The 15290-nt window shown below is 69.7% G+C and carries 18 protein-coding genes; 4 read left to right on the top strand and 14 right to left on the bottom strand.

Annotated elements, in window-relative coordinates:
- The 4 genes from AB0I76_RS09555 to AB0I76_RS09540 all read right to left on the bottom strand — a co-directional run.
- On the bottom strand, positions 1-1065 hold a 1065-nt coding region (locus tag AB0I76_RS09555), incomplete at its 3' end, for a glycoside hydrolase family 3 N-terminal domain-containing protein (protein WP_357032380.1).
- A complete protein-coding gene (locus AB0I76_RS09550; RefSeq protein WP_357032377.1) occupies positions 1062-1883 on the bottom strand; it encodes a carbohydrate ABC transporter permease in 822 nt (273 codons plus the stop codon). The genes AB0I76_RS09550 and AB0I76_RS09555, both read right to left, overlap by 4 nt.
- Positions 1880-2821, bottom strand: a complete 942-nt coding sequence (locus AB0I76_RS09545) for a sugar ABC transporter permease (protein ID WP_357032373.1) — start codon at positions 2819-2821, stop codon at positions 1880-1882. The genes AB0I76_RS09550 and AB0I76_RS09545 overlap by 4 nt, the downstream gene beginning before the upstream one ends.
- A gap of 11 nt (positions 2822-2832) precedes the next feature.
- Positions 2833-4131 carry an extracellular solute-binding protein gene (locus AB0I76_RS09540; RefSeq protein WP_357032370.1) on the bottom strand — a complete coding sequence of 433 codons (1299 nt, stop codon included), beginning with the start codon at positions 4129-4131 and terminating at the stop codon, positions 2833-2835.
- Between the two features lie 266 nt (positions 4132-4397).
- On the opposite strand from AB0I76_RS09540, the gene AB0I76_RS09535 reads away from it, so the two are divergent.
- The gene (locus tag AB0I76_RS09535; RefSeq protein WP_357032367.1) at positions 4398-5432 is read left to right on the top strand and encodes a LacI family DNA-binding transcriptional regulator; all 1035 of its coding nucleotides are present in this window, start codon (positions 4398-4400) and stop codon (positions 5430-5432) included.
- Positions 5433-5706: 274 nt separating this feature from the next.
- On the opposite strand, the gene AB0I76_RS09530 is transcribed toward AB0I76_RS09535, so the two are convergent.
- The 5 genes from AB0I76_RS09530 to AB0I76_RS09510 form a co-directional block, all read right to left on the bottom strand.
- On the bottom strand, positions 5707-5994 hold the full coding sequence (locus AB0I76_RS09530; RefSeq protein ID WP_357032364.1) for a hypothetical protein: 288 nt from the start codon (positions 5992-5994) through the stop codon (positions 5707-5709).
- Between the two features lie 542 nt (positions 5995-6536).
- Complete coding sequence (locus tag AB0I76_RS09525) at positions 6537-7706, bottom strand: helix-turn-helix transcriptional regulator (protein ID WP_357032361.1); 1170 nt, start codon at positions 7704-7706, stop codon at positions 6537-6539.
- Between the two features lie 266 nt (positions 7707-7972).
- Positions 7973-8425 (bottom strand): DUF6069 family protein, encoded by a 453-nt coding sequence (locus AB0I76_RS09520; protein WP_357032358.1) that lies wholly within the window; start codon positions 8423-8425, stop codon positions 7973-7975.
- Entirely contained in the window at positions 8422-8676 is a 255-nt protein-coding gene (locus AB0I76_RS09515) for a hypothetical protein (protein WP_357032355.1), read from the bottom strand. The genes AB0I76_RS09520 and AB0I76_RS09515 overlap by 4 nt, the downstream gene beginning before the upstream one ends.
- Positions 8677-8681: 5 nt before the next feature.
- Positions 8682-9680, bottom strand: coding sequence for an RNA polymerase subunit sigma-70 (locus AB0I76_RS09510; RefSeq protein ID WP_357032352.1), 999 nt, complete (start codon positions 9678-9680; stop codon positions 8682-8684).
- A gap of 334 nt (positions 9681-10014) precedes the next feature.
- On the opposite strand from AB0I76_RS09510, the gene AB0I76_RS09505 reads away from it, so the two are divergent.
- Both AB0I76_RS09505 and AB0I76_RS09500 read left to right on the top strand, forming a co-directional pair.
- Positions 10015-10431 (top strand): hypothetical protein, encoded by a 417-nt coding sequence (locus AB0I76_RS09505; RefSeq protein WP_357032349.1) that lies wholly within the window; start codon positions 10015-10017, stop codon positions 10429-10431.
- Positions 10425-10793 (top strand): hypothetical protein, encoded by a 369-nt coding sequence (locus AB0I76_RS09500; RefSeq protein WP_357032346.1) that lies wholly within the window; start codon positions 10425-10427, stop codon positions 10791-10793. Before AB0I76_RS09505 ends, AB0I76_RS09500 begins: the two co-directional genes overlap by 7 nt.
- 183 nt (positions 10794-10976) lie before the next feature.
- Here the strand turns inward: AB0I76_RS09500 and AB0I76_RS09495 are convergent, their stop codons facing one another.
- From AB0I76_RS09495 to AB0I76_RS09475, 5 genes are all read right to left on the bottom strand, one after another.
- Positions 10977-11537, bottom strand: coding sequence for a hypothetical protein (locus AB0I76_RS09495; protein ID WP_357032343.1), 561 nt, complete (start codon positions 11535-11537; stop codon positions 10977-10979).
- An 8-nt stretch (positions 11538-11545) separates the two neighbouring features.
- Entirely contained in the window at positions 11546-12427 is an 882-nt protein-coding gene (locus tag AB0I76_RS09490) for a hypothetical protein (RefSeq protein ID WP_357032340.1), read from the bottom strand.
- A gap of 335 nt (positions 12428-12762) precedes the next feature.
- The gene (locus AB0I76_RS09485) at positions 12763-13092 is read right to left on the bottom strand and encodes a hypothetical protein (RefSeq protein ID WP_357032337.1); all 330 of its coding nucleotides are present in this window, start codon (positions 13090-13092) and stop codon (positions 12763-12765) included.
- A gap of 168 nt (positions 13093-13260) precedes the next feature.
- Complete coding sequence (locus tag AB0I76_RS09480) at positions 13261-13929, bottom strand: HAD family hydrolase (protein WP_357032334.1); 669 nt, start codon at positions 13927-13929, stop codon at positions 13261-13263.
- Positions 13930-13945: 16 nt separating this feature from the next.
- A complete protein-coding gene (locus tag AB0I76_RS09475; protein WP_357032331.1) occupies positions 13946-14635 on the bottom strand; it encodes a MerR family transcriptional regulator in 690 nt (229 codons plus the stop codon).
- Positions 14636-14736: 101 nt separating this feature from the next.
- Here AB0I76_RS09475 and AB0I76_RS09470 point away from each other — a divergent pair, with 101 nt between their 5' ends.
- Entirely contained in the window at positions 14737-15237 is a 501-nt protein-coding gene (locus tag AB0I76_RS09470) for a DUF6194 family protein (RefSeq protein ID WP_357032328.1), read from the top strand.
- Positions 15238-15290 lie beyond the last annotated feature (53 nt).

Raw genomic sequence — 15290 nt, 5'->3', positions numbered from 1 at the left:
GCGGTCGACCAGCTCCTCCGGGACCTGCCCGGCGGCGAGCGCCGCGTGCAGCGGCGGACCGAAGGTCTTCACCGTGGGCAGCTCGACGTCCACCCCCGCGGCGAGCGCCGCGCCGGCCGCCTCGCCCCAGTTGCCGGCCACCCCGTGCAGGGTGTGCAGGAAGCCGATGCCGAAGTAGTCGGCGACCACCGTGCCGGTGAACCCCCAGGTGTCCCGGAGCAGGCCGGTCAGCAGAGGCCCGTCGGCCGCCGACGGCATCCCGTCGGTGTCGGTGTAGGCGTGCATCACCGACCGGGCGCCGCCCTCGCGGATCGCCATCTCGAACGGCGGCAGCATCACGTCGGCCCGCTCCCGCGGACCCATCCCGACCGGCGCGAGGTTGCGCCCGGCGCGGGAGGCGGAGTAGCCGACGAAGTGCTTCAGGGTGGCGACCACGCCCGCCGACTCCAACCCCTGGACGTACGCGGTGGCCACCGTCCCCACCAGGTAGGGGTCCTCGCCCAGGGTCTCCTCCACCCGGCCCCAGCGGGCGTCGCGGACCACGTCCAGCACCGGCGCCAGCCCCTGGTGCACGCCCAGTCGGCGCAGGTCCGCCCCGATGGCGGCGGCCATCCGCCGGATGAGCGCCGGGTCGAACGTGGCGCCCCAGGACAGCGGCACCGGGTACGCGGTGGCGCCCCAGGCGGCGAAGCCGGCGAGACACTCCTCGTGGGCCACGGCCGGGATGCCGAACCGGTTGGCGGCGACGATGCGCTGCTGGGTCCGCAGCAGCGACAGCGCGCCGAGCGCCGGGTCGACCGGTGCGGTGCCGAACGGGCGGGTCAGCTGGCCCAGCCCGACGTGCAGCAGGGCGTCGAGGTCGGCCGGCTCCTCCATCTCGTGCTGGTGCGGCGCGACCTCGCCCCCGTCGGCGGACGCACCGACCCAGACGCCGTAGAGCTGCGCCACCTTCTCCGCCAGGGTCATCGCGGCGACCAGGGCGTCGACCCGGGTGGCCAGGTCGTACGACGGGTCGTTCCAGATCGCGGTGCCTCGTTCGATGTCCAGGGTCACGTCGCCGGTCACTTTCCTCCGACGCCCATCAGGCCCTGTACGAGGGCCCGGCGGGCGAACAGGTAGACGAGCAGGACGGGCACCATCGACAGCACCACGGCGGCGAGCAGCCCCGGGATGTCGATGCCGTACTGCGTTTGGAAGTTGTAGAGGCCCAGCGTGATCACCTTGGTGGAGTCGGACTGGGTGAGGATGAGGGGGAAGAGGAAGCCGTTCCACGCCTGCAGGGCGGAGAACACCGCGATGGTGGAGATGCCGCCACGCGACAGCGGGAGCACCAGCTGCCAGAACATCCGCCCGGGTGAGGCGCCGTCGATCGCCATGGCCTCGTACAGGTCGCTGGTGATGTCCCGCATGACGCCGCTGAGGATGAGCGCGCAGACCGGCAGGGAGAAGGCGGCGGTGGGCAGGATGACGCCGACCAGGTTGTCGTAGAGGCCGGCCATGCTGATCAGGTAGAAGATCGGCACGACGACCGCCTGCGCGGGAATCGCGAGGCCGAGCAGGAACAGGCGGAAGACACCCGAGGTGAGCCGGCTGCGACTGCGGACGATCGCGTACGCCAGCGGCGGCACGAGCAGCAGCACGATCGCCACGACGCTCGCGGTCACCACCAGGGTGTTGAGGAAGTACCGGCCGAAGCCCTGCGTGAAGGCGCCGGTGTAGTTGTCGAGGGTGAAGGTGTCGGGCAGGGCGAGTGGCCCGTTCCGGCCGTAGCCGGGCCGGGTCTGCACGGTGACCGCGATCATCACGTAGATCGGCAGGCCCACCAGCAGCAGCCAGAGCACCGACCCCACACCCGCGATCCAGTTGGGGCGGTGGCGTGTCACAGGCCCTCCATCGTGCTGCGCATCTTGTCGTACCCGGACACCCGCACCACGATCAGCGAGATGATCGTGGCGACCACCACCAGCAGCAGCGCGATGGCCGCGCCCGCGCCGAAGTCGAAGCGCTGGAACGCCTGCTCGTACATGTAGTAGGCGCTGATCGTGGTGTCGGTGCCCGGTCCGCCCTGGGTGAGGATCAGGACGGTGTCGAAAGTGGTCAGCCCGCCGACCACCATGAGCACCACCGAGGTGATCATGGCGTTGCGCAGCTGCGGCAGGGTGACGTGGCGGAACTGACCCCAGCGTCCGGCCCCGTCGACCTCGGCCGCCTGGTAGAGCACCGCCGGGACCGCCCGCGCCGCGCCCTGGTAGATCAGGGCGTGGAACGGGATGAACTGCCAGCTGGCGACGAAGACCAGCACGGCGATCGCCCCGGTCCGGCTGCCGAAGAGGTTGCCGTCGCCGAAGAGCCACCGGGCCTGTCCCGGCACCCCGAAGTTCGGGTCCAGCAGCGCCCGCCAGAGCACCGATACGGCGGTGGCGGACAGCAGCAGCGGCAGGAAGAAGATGGCGGACAGGACCGCCCGGTTGCGCTGCTGCCCGGCCGCCCAGACCCCGATGAGCAGACTCAGCGGTGTCTGCACCAGGACGCCGAGCGCGGTGAGCAGCACGCTCAGCCAGAGGCTCTGGATCATCACCGGGTCGGCCGCCAGCCGGCGCCAGTTCTCCAGGCCGACGAACTCCGCCGGTCCGAGCCCGCTCCAACTCATCAGGGACAGGACCACGACGAGCAGCAGCGGAACGATCGCGAAGAAGCCGAAGAAGAGGGTGGCGGGCAGGGCCCAGGCGAAGCCCGGGCGGCCGTGGGTGTGGCCGCCCGGGCTTCGTCCGGACCGGCGCGCCTCCGCCACGAGGCGGGGAGCAACGGTGGTGGTGGCCATGCGCTCTTCCGTCAGCCGGCCTGGAGGGACTGCATGGCCTTGATGAATCCGTCCGCGTCCATCCGACCGTTGGTGTACTGCTGCACCGCGGTGTGGATGGTCTTCGTCGCGGCCGGCGGGTACGCCTGGTCCCAGGAGAGCTGGAACGACGGTGCCTGCTTGACCAGGTCGAACTGGAACTTCAGGTAGGCCGGGTTGGCGGCGGTGTCGAGGAACTTCTCGGTGTTGGTGGTGGTCGGCAGGTTGCCGATGGCCAGTTGCGCCTGGACGAACTCGTCGGAGTACTGGAGCTTGAGGAACTCGGCCACCGCTTCCGGGTGCTTGGTCTTCTTCAGCACCGAGTAGAAGTTGTTGGTGTTGCCGGCGACGTTGCCCGGGTCGCCCAGGCCACCCGCAATGCTGGGGAAGGCGGTCCAGCCGAGGTCCTTGGCGGCGAAGTCGGGGTTGGCGTCGTTGTGGGTGGAGTAGTTCCACGAGCCCATCAGCTCGAAGCCGGCCTTGCCGCTGGACAGCAGCGTGGGCGATCCGCCGTCGGTGAACTTCACCGAGTCGAAGTTGGTGCCGAAGGCGCCGGCGTCGGTGAGCTGGCGGAACAGCTCCAGCGCCCGCCGGCTCTCCGCGCTCTCCCAGACGCTCTTGTCGCCGCCGAGCGCCTTGGCGAACAGCTCCGGCCCGGCGACCCGGTCGTAGAGGTACTGGTACCACATCTGGGTGGGCCACTGGTCGCCGCCGCCGAGGGCGATCGGGGTGATCTTCCTGCTCTTCAGCGTGTTGACCGCCGCCAGCAGGTCGTCCCAGGTTTGCGGCGGGGTGATCCCGGCGTCGGCGAGGACCTTCTTGTTGTGGAACAGCAGCACCGGCTGGGTGCCCCGCATCGGCGCCCCGTACGCCTTGCCGTCCACCACCGCCGTGTCGAACACCGACGGAAGGAAGTTCGCCTTCAGCCCCGGGTCCTTGGCGATCATGTCGTCGAGCGGCAGGAGGAGGTCCGCCTTGACGAACGGCGTGATGCTGCCGCCGCCCCAGTTGAAGAAGACGTCGGGTGCCTGGTTGGTGTTGATGATGGTCTGCAGCTTGGCCTGGTAGTCCGCGCCGGGGATGGTGTCCAGCACGGCCTTGACCTTGGACGTCTTGTTGAACGTGTCGACCAGCTGCTTCTCCACCCGGTTGGTGGCGTCGCCGTAGACCAGGATGTGGATCTCGTCGCTGTCGGCGGCGGGGTCGTCGCCGCCGCAGGCCGCCAGCGGCAGTGCCAGGGCGAGCGCGGCGCCGACCGCGACGGCCCGGGCCAGCCGTGTGCGTACTGTCATCATCGAGCCCTTTCGTGGTGGGGGTGGTGGGGGGCGCCGTCGCGACGGCGGTCGGAACGGCACATCGGAACGGCACATCGGATCGACCGAAAGGCGTCCGATAAACTTCCGGAACATTTCCGTAACTCGTGGGAACGCTAGAACCGACCTGCCATGTCGTCAACCCCCACCGGTGGGGCAAGATGACCCGTGGGACGGCACGCCGGTCCGGGGTGCGCCCCGGGCACCGACGTCCGGCCCGCCCCGAACAGGTGAAGGAGACGCGGGTGGACGCCGAAGACGGACGCAGGGTGACCATCACCGCCATCGCACGGGAGGCGGGAGTGTCCGTGCCGACCGTGTCGCGGGTGCTCAACGGACGTTCGGACGTGGCCCCGGGGACCCGCGAGCGGGTCGAGGAGCTGCTGCGTCACCACGGCTACCGGCGGCCCGCCAGCCGGACGGTGCAGGCGGCCGGCCTGGTCGACCTGGTCTTCAACGATCTGGACAGCCCCTGGGCCGTGGAGATCATCCGCGGGGTGGAGGACGTCGGGCACGGCGCCGGCGTGGGCACCGTGGTCTCCGCGATACACCGGCAGCCCACCGCCGCCCGGCAGTGGCTGCAGAACCTGCGGGCGCGGGCGACCGACGGGGTCATCTTCGTGACCTCCGACGTCAGCCCCCCGCTCTTCGCCCAGCTGCGCCGGCTCAACGTGCCCGTGGTGGTGGTCGACCCGGCCGGGGTGCCCTCCACCGACGTGCCCACGATCGGCGCCACCAACTGGGCCGGCGGGCTCGCCGCGACCGAACACCTGCTCTCGCTCGGGCACCGGCGGATCGGTTTCGTCGCCGGGCCGACCCACCTGCTGTGCAGCCGGGCCCGCCTCGACGGCTACCGGGCGGGACTGGAGGCCGCCGGCGTACCGGTGGACGACCGGCTGATCCACCCCGGCGACTTCTACCACGCCTCCGGCTTCGCCGCCGGGACCGCGCTGCTCGACCTCGACGACCCGCCGACGGCCATCTTCGCGGCCAGCGACCAGATGGCGTTCGGCGTCTACGAGGCGATCCGCCGGCGGGGCCTGCGGGTCCCGGACGACGTCAGCGTGGTCGGCTTCGACGACCTGCCCGAGGCGCGGTGGGCCTCGCCGCCCCTGACCACCGTGCGGCAGCCGCTGGTCGAGATGGGCCGCCTGGCGGCGCGGACCGTCCTGCGGCTGGCCCAGGGCGAGGGCATCGACTCTCCCCGGGTGGAACTCTCCACCGAGCTGGTGGTCCGGGACAGCTCGGCCGCACCGCCGGCCGGCTCGTCCCGCTCGTGACGGCCGGACGGTCCGGACGGGTGGCCCGGTAGCTCCCGGTCCGCTTCCGGAAATTCTCTCGAACGTACGGCGGCCGGAAGCGCCGGGGCGGAGGCGGCCACCGCCTGATCAACTGCGCGGGAGCGGGCCGGTCGGCAACGGCGGGTTCTACGTCCTGAACAGCGAACCTGCCCGTCGCGGCCCGGCCAACCCGGCGGCACCGGTCCCACCAACTTCCTGCTCGCTTACGGTTGATCGTCATGGAGGGCGACAGGTGCCCGGCCTGCTGAGGCGCTTATCGGCTCGGTTTGGCTGGCATCCATGATGTACCTCGCTGCCGCACTGCTGGCGTCGGCGGGTCCGCCGCCCTGACCAAGCCGAGGAATCGGCGGTGCAGGACGCCGGCCGGTGTCCAGGGCATGTCCTCGGCGGCCTGGACGAGATATGAGCCGAGGTAGAGGGCCAGCGACACCGGAGCATCTGCATACTCCGCGCGTAGCTCCCGCCGCCGCGTCGGGCAAGGCCACGGCAGGCCGCAGCCTCCGCAACTCCAGATCGGCATGACGGGGCCGTGGGTGGTCACCGCACACCCTCCAGGAACCGGGCGGTGATCACCTGTTCCTGCTCGACCCTCACCGCGTCTCCTCGCCCGGCCAGTGGCCGCGGTTGACAGGGATGCGGTGCCGGGTATGGCAGGGCAGGTCAGCTCCACAGCGGCAAACTCGTCGCCACTTGCGCCAGGACCAGACGGGCCGGTGCCGGCGAGCCAGTGTGAGGGCGACAGCGACCAGGTACTCCTCGTATGACACGTGTGGCGTTCGAAGCACCGGAGCATTGCCTCGCGCCTGGTCCAACAGCCGTCGCCGGGCTGCCTCCTGCTCGCCTGCCTGGATGCGCTGTCCGATGCCAGGAGCGGCCGGCGACGACGGGACGTACCGGCTGACGATCCGTCGCAGAAGTTCGACAGTCAACGTCACGTGTCCGGCCCTCCGTGTCGAGGGCGCGCAGGGTCACCTGGTGATGCACTATTCCGCGCCCGAGTGCACTGAGGACCAGCCTCACGCCATGCGCGTCATCGATCCAGAAGGTGACTGTCCGCTAACCAACCGTGCTGTCCGCTGGTGGTCAACGTCCAGGGGCGTACTCGGTGCAGAGGTCGCGCAATGTCGCCGCCTCTGGCACGCCTGTCTGCTCCACCTTCGTCAGCAACTCGGCAGCCCGCCACCAGTTCGACGGCACTACTCGCCCGGACGCCACAGCCTGCGTCCCGAGAACGACCGCCTCGTCCGGCTGCCCGGCGGCGACCAGGGCGAGACCGAGGTCGAGACGAGCCGAGGCGGACCGGCGGGGCCGTGCTCCCCCATCGCCGTCCGGGTCCAGGTCGGCCAGCACCGCCCGCGCCACCTGCTCGGCACCGGGGTCACCCGCCCATGCCAACGTCGTGGCCGTGTACGCGGCGGCCTTGGCCGGGTCGTAGCGATAGTGGTGCTCGGCTCGCTCAGGAACGGGCAGATTCGCCGTCAGCCGCTCCACCCGGTCCAAAGCTCGCCGGGTCGCACCGACGTCCCCCATCCGCGCCCATGCACGAGCCTCCTGAGCAGTCGCCTGGATGCAGGCAGAGCTGCCCTTCGGGGCGACCCGCTGAGCTTGATGGGAAAGATCGAGTGCCGTCCGATAGTCACCTTGAGTCAGAACGTCCCAGGCCCGGGTCTCCAGACACCAGGCCTGGATCTCGGCGTGCTCCGCGTGTTCGGCGAGATCACGAGCGGCCCGCAAATAGGCAGCCGCCGCATGCCGCTGCCGCAGGTCGATGTGAACGGTGGCCCGCAGCACCGCCAACCAGCCGCCAGAAACCAACAGCCGTCGTCGTTGAGCAAGCGTGACTCGTCCATCCAGCAACCGCCCGACATAGGCGAGGTGCCGCCGCACCAACGGCAAGAGCTCAGCCGGGGCCATCGTCGGATAAGCGCTGGCCACGTCATCAACACCCTGCTCGATCCGGTCGAGCATCTCCCTGCTGACATCGCTGGCGGCGACTCTCGCCAGCAGCTCCCCGGCCTCGGCCGCATGGTCGATTGGCGCATTGACCAAGCGAGCAAGCATGCCTCCCGCGTCCAGGATCCGGTCCAGGTGGCGTGCCGTGTCGATAGTGGGAGCCTTGAGCCCCGTCTCCAGCTCGTGCAGATGGCTCTTACTCCGATGGGCGAGCTGCCCGAGAGAACGAAGCGACAGACCACGCCGCTCCCGGAACTCATGCAAAGCCACGCCGAACCGCGGGTCGACCGATGGGGCCATAGCGCCGCTCCAAGCTGAAGGGTCCAAGCGGACTCACCCGGCCGCGACCCGGCGAGCCACCGCTGTCGACGGTACCCCGGTACGCTCACGCATCGGTGACTCTCTCGCTTGTGGGCTCTGGGCGGCTCGCACCCGAACGCGGACTCGAACCGCGAACCTTCCCGCCCGCTGTGACGGAAGAAGCCGACCGCCCCGTCCGGGTGGGCGGCTTCGCGACACATGCTCGTGCACCCCCTTGCGCCGCGCGTTGTCCCCACGCGGGATCGTCAATCGGTCCGGGTACGGAGGCTCCGCGCCAGGGCGGGGATCATCACCGCCGCAGGCACGAGGTGTAGCCCGAGGAGGGCGGTGATGGTCGCGGTGTTCGCCCCGGAGAGGAGGGGCGGAACCATCGAGATCGCGGTCAGCGACACCGCTGTCCACACGAATCGCTCGGCGGGGCGGGCGTTCCACCGGCTGAGAGCGACGGCGATGACGATGCCCACGACCGAGAAGAAGCCGGTAACCACCGCGAACCCGGCCAGCGGGATCGTCTCGCCACCGTCCACCTCGAAGTCGACGCCGACGGCGCGGGCAAGCGCGGCGGCGAGGGTGGTGGCCACGATCGCTGCGAGCGCGGCCATGAAGCCGGTGGCGGCGACCCGGCGGAGTCGGTGGCTGTGGCTGGCCCGGCCCGATGCCGGGCCTGCGACGACCCCGGTGTCATCCATGCTGTTCATGTCGTTCCTCCGTCATTCCGTAACCCTGGGGTGACGATGCGTACCCTCGCCGTGCGACGGCCGGGGTTCCGCAGGGCACGGACGCCGGTGCCGCGGAGCCAGAACCCCGCGTCGCGTTCGAGGACCGGCCCGGGCTCGCCGTCGCGCAGCTCCAACTGCACCCGCCCACGGGTGACGACGCCGAACGCGTCGCACCACTGCGCCGCGACCACCGCGACGCGCGCGCCACCGCGCAGCGCGAGCGTCCACACCGGCACTACTCCGTGCCGTCCGCCGGCAGGCGCTCCGGCAGCCCGAGCCGCGGGAACCGGTCCTCGTGGAAGGTGACGATCTCGGTGATCACCCCGCCGGTGACGCGCAGGACGTCGATCGTCAGCGGCAGGTACGCGCCCTCCCGCTTCCGCCAGTGGTAGAACGCGACGGCGGGCTGCCGGTTCACTGAGGTGGGGACGCCGCGCAGACCCGTCATGCCCTCGAAGCCCTCGTCGACCCAGTTGTTCACCACCGTGTCACGGCCGACGTACAGGCCGGGCGTGGGCGGCATCGAGCACCGGACGTCGTCCCGCAGCATCAAGGTCAGCGCTGGGATGTCGGTGGCCACGCATGCGTCGGTGAAGCGATGTATCAGGTTGCGCGTCTCTGCGTCGGCCTCGCCGCCGGTCCAGTCCTGCCGCTCGGCGGGCAGGTGCTCCCGCATGCCGGCGCGGGCCCGCTGCAGCGCGCTGTTCACGGAGTTGACGGAGTCCCCGAGGAGCTCCGCGACCTCCTTTGCCGGCCAACCGAGCACGTCCCGCAGGATCAGCACGGCCCGCGGGCGCGGGGCAAGGTGCTGGACCGCGACCAGGTACGCCAGCTCGATCGTCTCCCGCGCGACGGCGAGGGTCTCCGGCTCGTCCGCGTCGCCCGCGGGCAGCTCGTCGAGCAGCCGGTCCGGGTAGGGCTGCAGCCACCGCACCTCGCCGCCGGTCGCCGGCTCCGGGCGGCACTTGGCGAGCAGGTCCAGGCAGGCATTGGTGGCGATCCGGTACAGCCAGGCCCGGAACGTCGACCGCCCCTCGAAGGTCTCCCGCCGCCGCCAGGCGCGCAGGAACGTCTCCTGCACGGTGTCCTCGGCGTCCTCGAACGACCCGAGCATCCGGTAGCAGTGCACGTGCAGCTCCCGCCGGTGCCGCTCCGCCAGCCCCGAGAACGCCAGCTCGTCGACCTCGCCCAGACCGCTCACGCCCAGCTCCTTCCGCCGTGTGTCCGCACTCATCACGTCATCCTCCCGTCTCGTCGCGTCCTGTCGTAGGTGTGACGGGTGCGGGCGCGACAACTCATCACCGGGGTCAGCTGGCATGGCTGTACCCGCCCCGCCTGCCGATTCCGGCTGCGTCAACCCCCGTCGATAAGTGCTGGTGGTGTTCCTGCTGCGGCGCTAACCTCGACCCATGCCGCGCTCCTCGATCCCGTTCGTCCGCCCCCGGCCGCTGACCGGCCGTGCGGGCTTCGAGGTCTGCCGGTAGCCCGTCACGCGCCGTCGGCCGGGGGTTCATGCCCACACCCCGCCGACGAGAGGAAGCGACCGGACCTGGGAGTGCGCTGTCGATGTGCAACGACGACGACCGCTCGTTGCCGTCGAGGACAACTACGACCGTCTCGGCTACGCCTCGGACGACATCACCCGCGACGCCCGGTACAGCCGCTACGCGGCCGAAACCGTGATGCTGCGCAGCCACACCACCGCCGGGGTCCCTCCCGCTCTGCGCCGGCTGGCCACCGATCACCGGTACGAGCCGTCAGCCGACGTGCTGCTCGCCCTGCCGGGGTTGCGCCACCGCCGGGACAGCATCGACCGCCTGCATGTCGGCACGCCGCACCAGGTGGACCTGTGGCGGATCACCACGAGTGGGCAGCCCGATGAGGCGGTGCGCCTGCCCGGCACAATACGTTCGGAAGGACGAGGCGCTGGGCGGCCGGCCAGCCTGACCATGGGGAGCCATGGGAGGAGTCGTTACAGGTGGTGAAGAGGATCTTTCTGCTCCTCGCCGGCACCGCCGTGCTCCTTGCGTTCACCGGTTGTCAACGCGCGCTCAACGTCGGTGCCGTCAACAGGTGCGGACATCCGATCGAGATCGTCGGGGACAGCGCCTCAGAGCTTCGGCAGTCCGGATGGGTGTCGATGGGCGAGGGTCAGCGCTGGTACGTGTTGTCGGCTGCCGAATCCACTGACCGGCTGTACGTATGGGTGCGTCGTCCGGACGCGCAGCAGCCGATGCGTTTCGAGATCGCCGTAGCCGAACTCCCCCGGCCCCCGGCCGACGCCACGTCCGAAACAAGAATCGACCGCGAGATCGTCGTGGAAGGCGACAGGTGCCCGGCGCGCTGAGCATTCACGTCCGCGCCGGTCGGCCGCCTCAGTCCCAGCCCCGGCTCGCAGCGGCCAGTCTTCGACAGCGATCCGCTGCGCCGCGTAGCCTGCTCCCGCGGCGGCGGATTGCGGTCCCAACCACTGCCGGGCCCACGCGACGGTGCTCGCCCTTCCTTCGTCACCCCTACGTGATTCCATCGACTATCTTGCTGGTGTAGCTTGCAGTGCTTGAAAGCGGCGATCGAACCAGTCTTTGAATATGCCGATCACATAGGGGTCACGGATTTGCAAACCAGTGTATGCAGTCATCTCGGGGATGCTCACAACGACTAGCCGATCACCGATTCCTTGGATCCGGATGGCGTTATCGCAGCCTTCGACAAGTTGCGCAGAAGCGATCGGATCGAAGATGCTCCTGAACTCGGTCAGTGTGGGAGCATACCTGTTCACAATTATTTTGAAGGACACTCCCTGGCCCGCTGCCTTCAGGACCGCGTCTCTGACGGCTTCGGTATAGTCGTCGCAGCCGACGCATTGACCCCAGATGGTGTCGCCTGGGCGCGCGTCCTTATACATCGCACCCAGCGCCTTAACCAATGGGTCGCGAGTCAGGAACAGCGTAGCCTTTCGGTCTCCGCCCGCCAGATGCTCAAGCTTTACCCGATTCTCTTTGACCTTCTGACGGATCGTGATGATCCCAAGCGTTACAGTGGCGAGGCCAAAGAATATTTGCACGCCATACTGAATAATCCACGCCTTCAACGCTACCCCTAACCTGATCCTTGCAGCCTGGCGGCCTCGGCCACCCCGCAAATCCGCAACTGCTCCCGGTCCGTACCAACTAGCAACCATCGGTAGTAGGCGACGCCATACGATGGCGCGACGTAGGTCTTGGCCTTGACCAGGCGAATCCGCCCGGCTGCGCCCTCACAGCCAAATGCCTCTTCAAAGGTGCGGGGGAGTTCAGCATCAACGCTCAAGGCCGTATTCGGGTCTTCAGCCCTGCCGAACCACTCTTCAAACTCCTTCGACCGGCCATTTGAGAGGATGCCGACATTCCCGGATGAATTGATCAAGCGAGCGATGACGAGAGTGGAGTCCGCCGCGACTACCGTGGCCCAACTCCAACCGCTGAACACATCAAAAATCGGCAGGGTGCCCCAATTTCGATCATGGTAGGCGTAGCCCGCACCCTTGAACCTTCGTCCCGCAAACTCGATTCGCGCTTGAGATTTACCACGAGGGAGCCGCACCCGCCACTTCGCCGACCTCCCACCTGCGCTGCTTGTTGCGATCTCGTCGTCTCTGGGCCCCCAGGGGTCCGAAGATTTGTCGATCTGAACGTCGAGCGTCATGCCATCAGCAACGACATGAATATCGAAACCGTCGTTCCGCTCCACGACATGCCGGTCAACGGACAGATAGCCGTCCCAATTTAGAGAAAGCCGTCGGATAGGAATCGCCCAGCTAGCTGACACGGGCGCGTCAAGATGGTAGAAGCTGACGGACAGCCTCGGGGAATTTCTGCCGCCTCCGAGAATATTTGTGACTTGAGCTGTCACCACGACAACAAAATCAGTGGAGACGTGCTGGAAATACCACCACTCGAACGGTCCTTCATTGCGTTCCTCAACGTCTAAGCCCATGCCCATGCCGCGGCCTCCCCTGTTGAACTACGGGTTCAGACCCGCTCCACCGGCGCCGGTCCGTCTCGCTATGGGGAGCGACGGGCCGAGACAGCAAAGTCCACTGTGGCAGTTCCAAGCTGCGGGCACTACCGTCGAGATCTGCACATGGCGGGTAGTTGGACCGAGCGAGACCACCGTCGGCGGCACCTGCACGGAAGGATGATGCCTCGTTTGCAAGTTCGGGGCACCTCGTCCGGCGGGGGCCGGATCCATCCGCGACCTCGGACGGCTGTCCGCACGCGGCGACGACTACTGCGGTCGTCCAGGCCGATTGCTGTCGCTCATCTTCAGCCGAGGAGTCAGGTGAGGCCCTGGTCCTGCCCGGCCTCCAGATTGTCTGCCCGGCGGCCGAGGTCGGCGGCGATGCTATCCCAGTCCGGGCCGAAGGCGCGGAGGTCGCTGGCCGCCGTACGCAAGAGATCGACGTCCTCCGGCCGCTGGAGGCAGGCCAGTCGGAACGCGAGGTTCCGTGCCCAGACCGGAAGACCCATCCAGTCCTCCTCCAGCGACACCGTCAGCATCGCCACGATCTCGTCGGCGGACGCAAAGGTCACGACCTCGACATATGCGCTGGCGACCCTGTCGCTGTGCCGTTCCGTGAGCAGCCGGGCCAACTCAAGCAGCGACATGCCCTCCGGGGCGAAGGGCGGCGCCGCAGGGGCCTTCCTGGATCGCACCCCAGAAGCCCTGCCGAGCACCGCACGGAGCCAATCAACGGTCATCACGACTTGAAGCTAGTCCCGTCTGAGCTCTGCTCCGACGCGCGGTCGACGTGAGCGACTGTCGGGACGGACGGCTCACCCCTGTTCGAGGTGGGGTCCCAGGCCCGACAGGTCGGTGAGCACGAACGCCGCGAGGGCGCCGTCGGTGTCCGGTCGCCCGAAGCGGTTTACCCAGCCCGCGCGGATGCCCGCCCCGTGCGCACCGGCCACGTCGGACCGGAGGGAGTCGCCGACGTGCACCACCTCGTGCGGCGCCAGCCCCAGCGCGTCGAGCGCCGCGTCGAACATCGCCCGGTCCGGCTTGTACGCGCCCACGTCCTCGCTGCACACGACGGCGTCGAAGGCCAGCCCGTGCCGGGCCATCGCCGCGTCCAGGTCGTCCCGGTCGGCGTCGGAGACCACGCAGACCGGGACCGGGACCGAGGCGAGGAACGCGCGGCTGCCGGGACGCAGCGGCGGGGACCGCCAGTACGCGAACTGCACCGCGCACAGCGCGGCCGGGTCGCCGCCGCAACCGACCTCCGCCAGCACCGCTGCCAGACTGGCCAGGGCACTCGCCCGCAGGGGCCGGAACGGTGGCCCCTCGGCGATGAGTACGAACTCGCGCTGCCACGCCTCGACCACGTCCGGGGCGCGGGTCGGGGTGGACGCTCCCCGGGCGACCTGCCCGGCGATGTCGGCGACGACGGCGTCGTCGTCCTCGACCACCGTGCCGTAGAAGTCGAGCAGCAGCCCTTTGACCACGCCGGCAGTGTAGGGATCAGGAGCCCGGACGCGACAGGTCGAGGTAGTCGGCGAGGCGGCCGGCGGCCACCAGCATGGCGTGCCCCCGGGCGGTCAGCCGTTGCCGCCAGGCGTCCAGCGACGCGGCCAGGGGTGTCGCGCCCTCGGCGGCGCGTACCTGCCGCAGGACGGTCGCGATGTGGTCCAGCCGGTAGCCGCCCCGGCGCAGGAGGTGGGCCAGGTCGGCGTCTCGGACGTCGTCGGGGCGGTACAGGCGCTGCCGGCTGGCCGGGTCGCGGGGCGGAACCAGGACGCCGGCCCGCTCCCATTTGCGCAGCGTCGCCGGTGTCACGCCGAGCCGGTGGGCCAGTGCACCGACGGGCAGCGGCCGGTCGGGCCGGGCCGCCACCGGTGCGGTGGTCAGCGCCTCGACCGTCGCCGCGACCGCGTCGAGCACCTCCCGGTCGCGCAGCAACTGCGCGTGGCTGTGGTCGATGGCGCGCAGGGCGCCGTCGACGTCGCCCCGGACGGCGGCACGCATGATCTCGGCGCTCGCGGCGTACCCGTGCGCGGGTACGAGGGCGAGGTAGGCCCGCAGCGCGACGGCGTGCGCCTCGGTGTAGACGCGGTAACCGCTGGGGGTGCGCCGGGCGGCGGGGAGGACGCCGTCGTGCTCGTAGTTGCGGACCGCCTGGGTGGAGAGGCCGTGCTCGCGGGCGAGGTCCACCGGTCGGTACGTGTGTCGCGCGGCTTGAGGGTTCAGAGGTCCTCTCCGAGCTGGCACGCGATCAAAGTATCAAAAGCTCGTTCAACGATACGGTGAAGGTCATGGCTTCTTCACCCGCACCCTCGTCAGGCGCCGACGACACCGCCGCGCACATCCTCGCCCTCCCGCAGGTCGAGGTGCTGCGGGCGGACGAAACATCGGGGGCTCCCCCGTCGACCTGGGGTGACCGCTTCTTCTACGTCGGCCCGGACCGCCGCCGACCGTTCGCCACGATCATCGAGCACGACTACGCGGGCTCCGACGAGGAATCCCGGCTCGACCGGCCCGGCGTCTTCCGGCTCAGCGTCGAGCTCGGGCGCGACGAGTTCGCGCGCCTCTTCGGCTACCCGCCGGCCGAGTTCGCCGGCCACCGCGCGTCGGTCGACTTCACGACCCTCGACCGGGTCATCCCCCACCCGGTGTACGGCGGGTACGCCTGGGCGTGCGTGCTCAACCCGGCCACCGACAGCCGGGACGAAGTGGACCGCCTGCTCGGACACGCCCACGAGCGGGCGCTGCGGCGACACCAGCGCTCGCAGGATCGGCGGCACCGCCCGGACTGACGGGGCGCATCCCCGGCGTCAGCCGCCGCTGCCCTCGGCCGCCCCGTCCGGGG

Origin of the sequence: Micromonospora sp. NPDC049799, assembly GCF_040656655.1 — a bacterium.
Classification (GTDB): domain Bacteria; phylum Actinomycetota; class Actinomycetes; order Mycobacteriales; family Micromonosporaceae; genus Micromonospora.
The sequence above is the reverse complement of the archived record's forward strand: the minus strand, read 5'-3'. Positions and strand labels throughout refer to the sequence as shown.

Bases quoted from the DNA above. Each gene is read 5' to 3' on its own strand.
- AB0I76_RS09545 (WP_357032373.1), bottom strand. From the start codon at position 2,821: ATGGCCACCACCACCGTTGCTCCCCGCCTCGTGGCGGAGGCGCGCCGG.
- AB0I76_RS09540 (WP_357032370.1), bottom strand. From the start codon at position 4,131: ATGACAGTACGCACACGGCTGGCCCGGGCCGTCGCGGTCGGCGCCGCG.
- AB0I76_RS09525 (WP_357032361.1), bottom strand. From the start codon at position 7,706: ATGGCCCCATCGGTCGACCCGCGGTTCGGCGTGGCTTTGCATGAGTTC.
- AB0I76_RS09520 (WP_357032358.1), bottom strand. From the start codon at position 8,425: ATGAACAGCATGGATGACACCGGGGTCGTCGCAGGCCCGGCATCGGGC.
- AB0I76_RS09510 (WP_357032352.1), bottom strand. From the start codon at position 9,680: ATGAGTGCGGACACACGGCGGAAGGAGCTGGGCGTGAGCGGTCTGGGC.
- AB0I76_RS09490 (WP_357032340.1), bottom strand. From the start codon at position 12,427: ATGGGCATGGGCTTAGACGTTGAGGAACGCAATGAAGGACCGTTCGAG.
- AB0I76_RS09485 (WP_357032337.1), bottom strand. From the start codon at position 13,092: ATGTCGCTGCTTGAGTTGGCCCGGCTGCTCACGGAACGGCACAGCGAC.
- AB0I76_RS09470 (WP_357032328.1), top strand. From the start codon at position 14,737: ATGGCTTCTTCACCCGCACCCTCGTCAGGCGCCGACGACACCGCCGCG.